Origin of the sequence: Cryobacterium sp. TMT1-19, assembly GCF_004403055.1 — a bacterium.
Lineage (GTDB): Bacteria > Actinomycetota > Actinomycetes > Actinomycetales > Microbacteriaceae > Cryobacterium > Cryobacterium sandaracinum.
The window spans coordinates 1-9,475 of the sequence record NZ_SOHB01000043.1 but is presented as its reverse complement, the minus strand read 5'-3'; the positions used below and the strand labels follow the sequence as shown (position 1 = coordinate 9,475).

Below are 9,475 nucleotides of genomic sequence, written 5' to 3'. Positions count from 1 at the left end.
GGTACCCCCTAGAAAGGAGCCCTACGGCCGAGGTTTTTGGCATTTGACATTGTGCACGCTGTTGAGTTCTCAAGGATCGGACGCACTCGACTTCAGGCCACACGGGCTGTCGCTTCGAGGCAACTTGTATAACGTACCTACCCGACTAATCTCTGTCAAATAACGGAAAGCAGTCGATTTCGAGTGCACCAGAGCGATTCGAAATAATCTACATACGCGACTTGACGACCAGCCGAAGAAAGATATTATCTTGGTTTGAACTCGAACGCTCCCTAGGCGGGAGGATATTCGAGAAAAAACTAAAATCTTCGTCCCACTTGAGGCCGGGAAGCTCTGCGGCTTTCCGCACCTGTGGGGTGACTAGAGAGACATTACGGTGAATTCTGGGGGTGCGCAACTCCCTCCCGCATCCCGGGCGTGTCGGCTCCGGCGCCCTGGCGCAAGCCCCCAGGTGCGGGCCTCACGGCGGTCCGGCGCGTCTCAGCGTCCGGTCGAGACCGTGACGGTGAACTTGGCGTTCCGACCGACCTGGTGTGTCGGCCCGACCAATCGCGTCAGCGCGGGGCGATAACCGAGGTGGGTGTTCCACACACTCCACAGTTCACCACCGGGCTGCAACACTCGTCCGGCATCCTCGAACAGTTTCAGGGCTATGCCGGCATGGACCGACGAGCCGATGTGAAAGGGCGGGTTCAGCACAATCAGTTCGGCCGAGGCATCCGGTTGGCTCTGGAGCGCGTCATCCCGCACGACCGTGACCCGGTCGGCAAGCGCATTGGCCACCATGGTGGCCCGCGCTGAGGCGACGGCCGCGGCCGACTGGTCGGTGGCGGTCACCCGCAGGGCGGGACGGCGTCGGGCGAGGGTGGCGGCGAGCACCCCGGTGCCGCAGCCGAGGTCGATGGCGCTCCGAGCATCCGTTTTCATACGATCAAGGAACTCAAGCAGGTAGCGCGTCCCGATATCGACGGTCGCGCCGGCAAACGCAGCCCCGTGGGCGCAGATCGTGAGTCCCAGGTCAGCGTGCTCCACACAATTCGGCCAGGTGGACATCGTCGGCTGAGTTGCGGAGGCTATCGAGGCCGCTGCCCTGAGTACCCGCGACTTCTGCCGGGCCGACGAGACCTGCAGCTCGCCGAAGTGCCGGCGGAGCACCGCGTTCATGGTCGGCGTCATGTGCTTGATGCGTCCGCCGGCGATCACCACCACATCCGGTGCCGCGAAACGACGGATGGCGTCGGCGAACTCATCGAGCGCCGCCAGACTGCGCGGCAGCTGGATCAGTACCACCCGCGCGTTCGCCAGCAGTTCTTCGCCCAGGATGAAAGAGCGGTAGGAATCGACGAGTCCGGCGTCGGCCGCATTCAGGGCGAGGGCCAACTCCCCGGAGAGGACATCCTGGTGCACCCGGATTCCCCGGGCCCCGGCCAGTGCGGCCGCGCCCAGGGTGAGGGCGCCATAGCGGTCCTCGATCACCACGACCTCGCCGGATCCTGCCTCGGCCAGCACGCCCGCCGCCTCGTCGAGGATCAGGCGGTCGCTCGCATCCACGGCGAAGAGATTGTCCGCTTCCACGTCGGGGAAACGCCGCAGGCGGTCAAAGGAAAAATCAGGCATTGCCTCAGGCTAGCCCGCAGGTGCGGCTACTTCTCGTCGCCGATCGGGCGGGAACCCAGGGGGCGCCAGATCACGATCTGGTTGGACCGGCGCGTGCGCGTACCGGCCCGCATCGAGATGACCTCACCGGCCGAGCCGGCCGCGAAGACGCGGCGGCCCGGACGGTTGAGCAGTTCATCGGCCAGCGCAGACTCCAATTCGCGCAGCCGCGATTCGAGCGTGCGCACGTGGTCCTCGAGGTCAATGATGCGACGGATGCCTTCCAGGCTCACACCCTCGGCACCGAGCTCCGCGATCTCGCGGAGCTTGGCCACATCCCGCATCGAGTACCGGCGAGACCGACCGGGGGTGCGGTCGGGACTCACCAGTCCCAGGCGATCGTATTGGCGCAGCGTTTGCGGGTGCATGCCCGCAAGCTCGGCGGCCATCGAGATTACGAAAACCCGGGTGTTCTCGTCCACCGTCAGTCTCTCGCCTTCGCGAGGAGTTCGTCGCGCGGATTCTCCTTCGGCAGTGCTTCCGCGAAGGCCGCGAGTTTTTCCTCGGCGTCCTTCGACAGATGAGACGGAACGGCAACCTGAACCTCCGCCAGCAGGTCCCCGGTGCCCTTGGGCGTCACGACGCCACGCCCCTTGACGCGCAGCACGCGCCCGCTCGGGGTGCCCGGGGCGATGCGCAGTTTGACCGGCGCTCCGCCCAACGTCGGCACCTCGATAGTGGCGCCGAGCGCGGCCTCGACGAACGTGACCGGCACGGAGACCCGCAGGTTCAGCCCGTCGCGTTCGAAGACCGGGTGCTTGCGCACGTTCACCGTGAGTACGATGTCGCCGGACTCGCCGCCGTCGGGGCTGTGCTGCCCCTGGCCGCGGAGCTTGATCTTCTGCCCGTCGGCCACCCCGGCCGGGATCTTCACCTTGATGGCGCGGCCATCCTGCGTTTGCAGGGTGATCTGGTCACCGTGCGTGGCCGTGATGAAGTCGACCGTTGTCGACGCGATCACGTCGCGGCCGCGAGTCGGCCCGCCGTAGCCGCGGAACCCGCCGCTCGAGGTACCGAAACCGCCGCCACCCTGACCGCGGCCGAACATGCCGCCGAGGAGGTCGTCGAAACCGCCCCGCTCATAGGAGTAGCCGGGCTGTTGTTGCCGCGCGCCCCCACCGAACATGCCTCCGAAGACATCGTCGAAGCCTCCGGCCTGCCCGCCACCGGGGCGTGGGGCGGTGAAGCGGGCCCCACCGCCCATCGCGCGCACAGCATCGTATTCCTTGCGTTGGGCAGGGTCACCGATCACCGAGTGTGCCTCGCTGATCTCCTTGAACGTCGCCTCGGCCGCAGGGTTGCCCGGATTGGAGTCCGGGTGGTACTTGCGGGCGAGCTTGCGATAGGCCTTCTTCAGCTCGGCCGGGGTGACGTCCTTTGACACACCCAGGACCTTGTAAAAGTCCTTATCGAACCAGTCCTGGCTAGCCATCGCTCGGTACCTGCACGACGACCTTGGCCACGCGCAGGAGCGACGAGCCGAGGAAGTAGCCGGTCTCGATCACGTCACCGACGGTCTCCGACTCGATGCCCGCGGTGGGCAGCTGGAAGATCGCCTCGTGGATGGTCGGATCGAACGGTTCGCCGACCGTGCCAAAGGACTTCACGCCCAGGCGCTCGACGCTCCCCCGCAGTTTTGCGGCGATCGTGCTGAACGCCGAGTCTTCGACCAGGTCGCCGTGCTTCTCAGCGCGGTCGAGATCGTCGAGCACGGGAATCAGGCCCTTGACGACATCCACGGTGACGCGCTCACGCTCGACCTCGCGGTTGGCCTCGGTGCGGCGACGGTAGTTGGCGTACTCCGCGGTGACCCGCTTGAGGTCGGCCAGGTGCTCGCTCGTGAGCTCATCGACTTCCCGCGTGGCGGCATCCAGGATGTCTTGGACCGTCAGCTCGTCCTCTTCGATACCCTCGGCGGACACCTCGTCGATGTCCTCGACACTCACACCTTCGGCTTCCGCCTCGGCGTCGGCCCCGGGGGCACCCTCAGTGGATGCCCCCTCGTCAAACGGCTCGTCGCCAGGACGCTTGTTGTCGTCTGCCATTACTTCTTGACCTCGTCTTCGTCGTCGACGACCTCGGCGTCAACCACGTCTTCGTCCGAGCCGGCCGCGTCGGCGGTCGGCTCGGAGTCGGTTGGGGCACCGGCCGCGGCATCCGCCTGGCTGGTCTTGTAGATGGCCTCGCCGAGCTTGCCCTGGCTCTCGTTGAGCTTGTCGAAGGCCGTCTTCACGGCCGCATCGTCGTCGCCGACGAGAGCGGCCTTGAGGGCGTCGACGTCGGCCTGAACCTCGGACTTCACGTCCTCGGGCAGCTTCTCGTCGTTCTCCTTGATCAGCTTCTCGATCGAGTAAGCGAGCTGCTCCGCCGTGTTGCGGGTCTCGGCTGCCTCGCGACGGCGCTTGTCCTCGGCGGCGTGCTCTTCGCCCTCGCGCACCATGCGCTCGATGTCTTCCTTCGCGAGCGAGGATCCGCCCGTGATGGTCATCGACTGTTCCTTGCCGGTGCCCTTGTCTTTGGCAGACACGTGCACGATGCCGTTGGCGTCGAGATCGAAGGTAACCTCAACCTGCGGGATGCCGCGCGGGGCCGGCGCGATGCCGGTCAGCTCGAACGTGCCGAGGTTCTTGTTGTCGCGGGTGAACTCGCGCTCGCCTTGGAAGACCTGGATCGCGACGGACGGCTGGTTGTCGTCGGCTGTGGTGAAGGTCTCGCTGCGCTTGGTCGGGATGGCCGTGTTGCGCTCGATCAGGCGCGTCATGATGCCGCCCTTGGTCTCGATGCCGAGGCTCAGCGGGGTGACGTCGATGAGCAGAACATCTTTGCGCTCACCCTTCAGCACGCCGGCCTGCAGTGCGGCGCCAACGGCGACGACCTCGTCCGGATTGACGCCCTTGTTCGGGTCCTTGCCACCGGTCTCGGCCTTGACGAGCTCGTACACGGCGGGCATGCGGGTGGAGCCACCGACGAGAACGACGTGGGCGATATCTTCCACCTTGACCCCGGCTTCACGGATGACGTCCTGGAACGGCTTCTTCGTGCGGTCGAGCAGGTCTTCGGTCATCTTCTCGAACTGGGCGCGGGTAAGCGTCTCGTCGAGGTTGGCCGGGCCATTCTCGGTCAGGGAGAGGTACGGCAGCTGGATGCTCGTCGACATGCTGCTCGAGAGTTCCTTCTTGGCCTGCTCGGCGGCTTCCTTGAGGCGCTGCTTGGCGATCTTGTCCTTGGAGACGTCTACGCCGGTGGTTTCCTTGAACTTCTTGATCAGGTGATCGACGATGCGCTGATCCCAGTCGTCGCCGCCGAGGCGGTTGTCACCGGCAGTCGACCGCACCTGAATGGTGGAGAAGTCGTCGTCCTTGCCTACCTCGAGGAGGGAGACGTCGAAGGTTCCGCCGCCGAGGTCGAAGACCAGGATGAGCTCGTCTTCCTTGCCACGGTCGAGGCCGTAGGCAAGTGCGGCCGCGGTCGGCTCGTTGATGATACGCAGCACGTTAAGGCCGGAGATCTCGCCGGCCTCCTTGGTGGCCTGGCGCTCGGCATCGTTGAAGTACGCGGGAACGGTGATGACGGCATCCGTCACCTTGTCGCCCAGGTACGCCTCGGCATCGCGCTTGAGCTTGGCCAGGATGCGGGCCGAAACTTCTTGCGGGGTGAACTTCTTGTCGTCGATGGCGACTTTCCAGTCGGTGCCCATGTGGCGCTTGACCGACGCGATGGTGCGGTCGACGTTGGTGACGGCCTGGCGCTTGGCGGTCTCGCCGACCAGCACCTCGCCGTCTTTGGTGAAGGCGACGACGGACGGTGTGGTCCGGAAGCCTTCGGCGTTTGCGATGACGGTGGGTTCTCCACCTTCGAGGACGGCCACCACAGAGTTGGTGGTTCCGAGGTCGATGCCTACTGCACGGGCCATGTGTGCGTTCTCCTTTAAAGTATGTTCTCAGCTCGATTTCACAGAGTTGAGTGGTGCTGGCTCAAGTGTGCCAGTGTCCCAAATCTAAAGTCAAGCCACGCACCTGAGAGTTGAGCGTGAACGACTCAACTTTGAGATTTCGTGCAATCGATGGTCTCCGGCCCCCCGCATCCACTAGCCTCAGCGCATGACCGGGATCGCGGAGCAGGGCAGCACGGATGCCCGGGAGCTGCCAGACAAAACGAGCAGACGCCGCGTAGTGGCCTGGAGCTTCTGGGACTGGGGCTCTGCCGCGTTTAATGCGGTGGTCACCACCTTCGTCTTCACCGTCTACATCACGGGCAGCTCGTTCGGCGACAAAGACGTCATTTCCGCCCAGCTCGGCTGGGCCCTCGCTTTCGCCGGCTTGCTGGTAGCCGTGCTGGCCCCGATCACCGGACAGCGCTCGGACACCTCCGGGCGGCGCAAGCTGTGGCTCGGCGTCAACACGTTCATCGTGGTGGGCCTCACCGCGGCGATGTTCTTCGTGGAGGCGTCACCGAGCTTCCTGCTGCTCGGCCTCGTTCTGGTGGCCGCCGGCAACGTCTTCTTCGAGTTCGCCAGCGTCAACTACAACGCCATGCTGTCCCAGGTCTCGACCGCGCGCACCATCGGCAGGGTCAGCGGTTTCGGTTGGGGCATGGGCTACATCGGCGGCATCATGCTGCTGCTCATCGTGTACTTCGGTTTCATCAGCCCCGACGTGGGTCTGTTCGGGGTAACCAGCGAGAACGGCCTCTCGGTGCGGGTCACGATGCTCATCGCGGCCGCCTGGTTCGGCCTGTTCGCCCTGCCGGTGCTGTTCTCGGTTCCCGAATACCGTTCTCCCGCCGCGGTGCGCCGGCCCCGGGTGAGCTTCCTCCGTTCTTACATCGTGCTCGGGCAAGACATCATCCGGCTCTGGAAGACCAGCCGCCAGACGGTGTACTTCCTGATCGCGAGCGCGATCTTCCGCGACGGCCTGGCCGGGGTTTTCACCTTCGGCGGGGTGCTCGCGGCATCCGTCTTCGGATTCTCACCCGGCGAGGTGATCATCTTCGCTATCGCCGCCAATGTCGTGGCGGGCGTGGCCACCATCATCGCCGGCGCGCTTGACGACCGGGTCGGCGCAAAGCCGATCATCGTGACCGCCCTGATCGGCCTGATCGTGTTCGGCAGCATCGTATTCCTGCTGCACGACGGCGGTCAGATCGTGTTCTGGACCGCCGGCCTCGCCTTGACGCTCTTCGTCGGGCCGGCCCAGTCGGCCAGCCGCACCTTCCTGGCACGCCTGATCCCGGCCGGCCGGGAGGGCGAGGTCTTCGGGCTCTACGCCACGACGGGCCGCGCGGTGAGCTTTCTGGCGCCGACCATGTTCGCCCTGATGGTGACGATCTTCGGCGAAACCTATTGGGGCATCCTCGGACTCATGTTGGTTTTGCTCGTGGGGCTGCTTCTCCTGCTGCCGGTGAAGGCCCGCCAGGACCAGGTCGGCTAACGGATGCGGGTGGCCTCGTTGTGCTCGACCAGCACCCAGGTGGAACCTTCGTCGTTGGAGACCCAGCCCTCCCAGGCGTAGGCGTCAGGTGTGATCGAGACGAAGTTCCAGCGGATCGGGCGGCCGTCGGTGCCCGTGCCGTCCTGGCGCAGGCCGTTGCGGTGGGGGGTCGCCACGAGGTGGCAGTACTCGCCGGATGCCGGGGCGAAATAGCTGACCCGCCACACGCCGGCGTAGGAATCATAGACTCGCACGGCCGTGGCGACGGTCTCGAAGCCGGTCGGGTGCGAGTCGCTCACGACGACCTCGACGTCTTGCACCGCACGCCCGTCGAGCACGAAGTCGACGATCCAGGTGAATTCGCGCCCGGTCCATTCGCCGGTCGTCTCGTCGAGGCGGGACCCGGTGGCGGCCCAGGCGCCGACCAGCTGGCCGAAGCGGCGCATCCGCCCCGGGTAGTCGGGTGTCGGTCCCGGCGCGACGAGCGCCTCGGCAAAGCTGGGCACGGATGTGGTCATGGGCCGATTTTACCGGGCGCGTGTTGCATGCGTGTGAACCGGGCTACTCGGCTCTGGTGGTCGATCCTGTCGAGGCCTCCCGCACATCCGTGCAGTGGAAGTTCTGGAACGACCGCGACGCAGTCGGCCCGCGCTGGCCCTGGTAGCGGGAGCTGTATTCGCTTGAGCCGTAGGGACGTTCGGCGGGCGAACTCAGCCGGAAGAAGCAGAGCTGACCGATCTTCATGCCGGGCCACAGCTTGATCGGCAGGGTGGCGACGTTGCTCAACTCGAGCGTCACGTGGCCGGTGAAACCGGGATCGATGAAGCCGGCGGTCGAGTGGGTGAGCAGGCCGAGCCGGCCGAGCGAGCTCTTGCCCTCCAGCCGCGCGGCGACGTCGTCGGGCAGGGTGACCTTCTCGTAGGTGGACCCGAGTACGAACTCACCGGGGTGCAGGATGAACGGTTCGCCCGCGGAGGTCTCGATCAACCGGGTCAGATCGGGCTGGTCTTCGGCCGGATCGATATAGGGGTACTTGTGGTTGTCGAAGAGGCGGAAGAAACCGTCGAGTCGCACGTCGATGCTCGACGGCTGGATCATGTCGGCCTGGTACGGCTCCAGACGGATTCGTTCCGCGTTGATTTCAGCCTTGATTTCGCGATCCGAGAGCAGCACGGTTCCAGCCTAACGGCGCGGACTTGATATGCTGGCACGGTTCCGGTGCGGGCTTGCCTGCGCGACGGACGTGCGGATGTAGTTCAATGGTAGAACTTCAGCTTCCCAAGCTGATAGCGCGGGTTCGATTCCCGTCATCCGCTCACTTGTCATATTTCCCGGTCCTGTGATGCGTCTCGGTGATGCGGCTCTGTGCTGCCCCACGTCGGCGGCCTCCGGTATCGTCGAGACCATGACCGACCCGACACTGCGTATGCCGAACACCGTGCTGCGGGTGGTGCTCGACCTCGGCGTGCTGCCCCTGGACATCCCCCCGCTGCCCCCGCGTTTCCGGCACCCGGAATTCGACGCGGACTGGGACGACGAGGAGCAGGTCGCCGGCATCTTCCTCGGCTTCGACGACGGAGAGTTCCACCTGGACATCCTGGAAGAAGGAGTCGAGTACCACTTCCACAACGCGGACGGGTCTTCGAGCGATGACAGTCCGTGGCCGGCCGCCGACACCCAGGCCCTCGTCGACTGGGCGACCGGCTTCGTGCTGCACGTCGCACCGCGCCTCCCGGATCTGCTGGAAGACGCGGATGAGGCCGCCGAATGGCACCATGTGGGGCTGCCGGTGTACTCCCGCGATTACGGGCCGGTCCCGCTCGAAATCATCGACGTGGAGTTGGAGGGCGAGCAGCTGATGCTCCCCTGGCTCGGCTCCGGCCACATCGCCGACGATCACCTCGACGGATCTGACCACCCGATCGCGCTCCTCTGGAATCCGGAGCACGAAGATCCGGATATCCCGATCGCACGGGTGTGGCTGAACCCGAAAACCGGGGAACCGACAGCGCGCGCGGAAGCAGGGGTGGACTGGTCGGCCGTGGGGCTCACCAAAGCGGAAGTCCTGTCATGGGCGGAGAGCCTGTACCTGAACAATCACGTGATCGGCGACCCGGCCCAGATGATCATGCGAGCCGCACTGGAACGCATGGCAGGGCTCGACCGCTAACTGAGTGAATCCCAACCCGTTGGGTTGCATGGCTCCCGATAGCTCCGATCCGACAGCCCGCGTGGTCTTTGTTCCTCAGCGGCGGAGCGCCGGGTTCGTCGTCGCACCAATTCGACGGAGATCGGGCGATGTCAAGCTGAGTGGAGTCACTTGGGTTAGTTTGTGGTGGTTTCGTCGAGGAGGTGATTGATCCCGACGAGGCCGGCTGGTGCGGGTGTTT

At 65.3% G+C, this 9,475-nt stretch carries 9 protein-coding genes and 1 tRNA gene; 3 read left to right on the top strand and 7 right to left on the bottom strand.

All coding sequences use genetic code 11. The features are described from left to right. Window positions 1–480: 480 nt before the first annotated feature. From E3T40_RS11980 to dnaK, 5 genes are read right to left on the bottom strand one after another with little or no spacing between them, the layout of a single operon-like run. Window positions 481–1,617 (bottom strand): class I SAM-dependent methyltransferase, encoded by a 1,137-nt coding sequence (locus E3T40_RS11980; protein ID WP_104194760.1) that lies wholly within the window; start codon window positions 1,615–1,617, stop codon window positions 481–483. A 26-nt stretch (window positions 1,618–1,643) separates the two neighbouring features. Then, a complete protein-coding gene (locus E3T40_RS11975; RefSeq protein ID WP_104099724.1) occupies window positions 1,644–2,078 on the bottom strand; it encodes a heat shock protein transcriptional repressor HspR in 435 nt (144 codons plus the stop codon). Between the two features lie 2 nt (window positions 2,079–2,080). Beyond that, a complete protein-coding gene (locus E3T40_RS11970) occupies window positions 2,081–3,088 on the bottom strand; it encodes a DnaJ C-terminal domain-containing protein (RefSeq protein ID WP_104169253.1) in 1,008 nt (335 codons plus the stop codon). Next, complete coding sequence (locus E3T40_RS11965) at window positions 3,081–3,701, bottom strand: nucleotide exchange factor GrpE (RefSeq protein ID WP_104194759.1); 621 nt, start codon at window positions 3,699–3,701, stop codon at window positions 3,081–3,083. Before E3T40_RS11965 ends, E3T40_RS11970 begins: the two co-directional genes overlap by 8 nt. Next, entirely contained in the window at window positions 3,701–5,569 is a 1,869-nt protein-coding gene (gene dnaK, locus E3T40_RS11960) for a molecular chaperone DnaK (protein WP_134543747.1), read from the bottom strand. The genes E3T40_RS11965 and dnaK overlap by 1 nt, the downstream gene beginning before the upstream one ends. Before the next feature lie 187 nt (window positions 5,570–5,756). On the opposite strand from dnaK, the gene E3T40_RS11955 reads away from it, so the two are divergent. Then, window positions 5,757–7,085, top strand: a complete 1,329-nt coding sequence (locus E3T40_RS11955; protein ID WP_104194758.1) for an MFS transporter — start codon at window positions 5,757–5,759, stop codon at window positions 7,083–7,085. On the opposite strand, the gene E3T40_RS11950 is transcribed toward E3T40_RS11955, so the two are convergent. Further along, window positions 7,082–7,603, bottom strand: a complete 522-nt coding sequence (locus tag E3T40_RS11950; protein ID WP_104169249.1) for a hypothetical protein — start codon at window positions 7,601–7,603, stop codon at window positions 7,082–7,084. The two genes, E3T40_RS11955 and E3T40_RS11950, sit on opposite strands and share 4 nt — an antisense overlap. 43 nt (window positions 7,604–7,646) lie before the next feature. Next, window positions 7,647–8,258: a dCTP deaminase gene (gene dcd, locus E3T40_RS11945; RefSeq protein ID WP_134543744.1), complete on the bottom strand. Its 612-nt coding sequence runs from the start codon at window positions 8,256–8,258 to the stop codon at window positions 7,647–7,649. Between the two features lie 72 nt (window positions 8,259–8,330). Between dcd and E3T40_RS11940 the strand changes: the two genes are divergently transcribed. Together E3T40_RS11940 and E3T40_RS11935 are read left to right on the top strand one after the other, a co-directional pair. Further along, window positions 8,331–8,401: transfer RNA gene (locus E3T40_RS11940), tRNA-Gly, on the top strand. Window positions 8,402–8,490: 89 nt separating this feature from the next. Beyond that, entirely contained in the window at window positions 8,491–9,255 is a 765-nt protein-coding gene (locus E3T40_RS11935; RefSeq protein WP_104169811.1) for a hypothetical protein, read from the top strand. The last annotated feature ends 220 nt before the right edge of the window (window positions 9,256–9,475 follow it).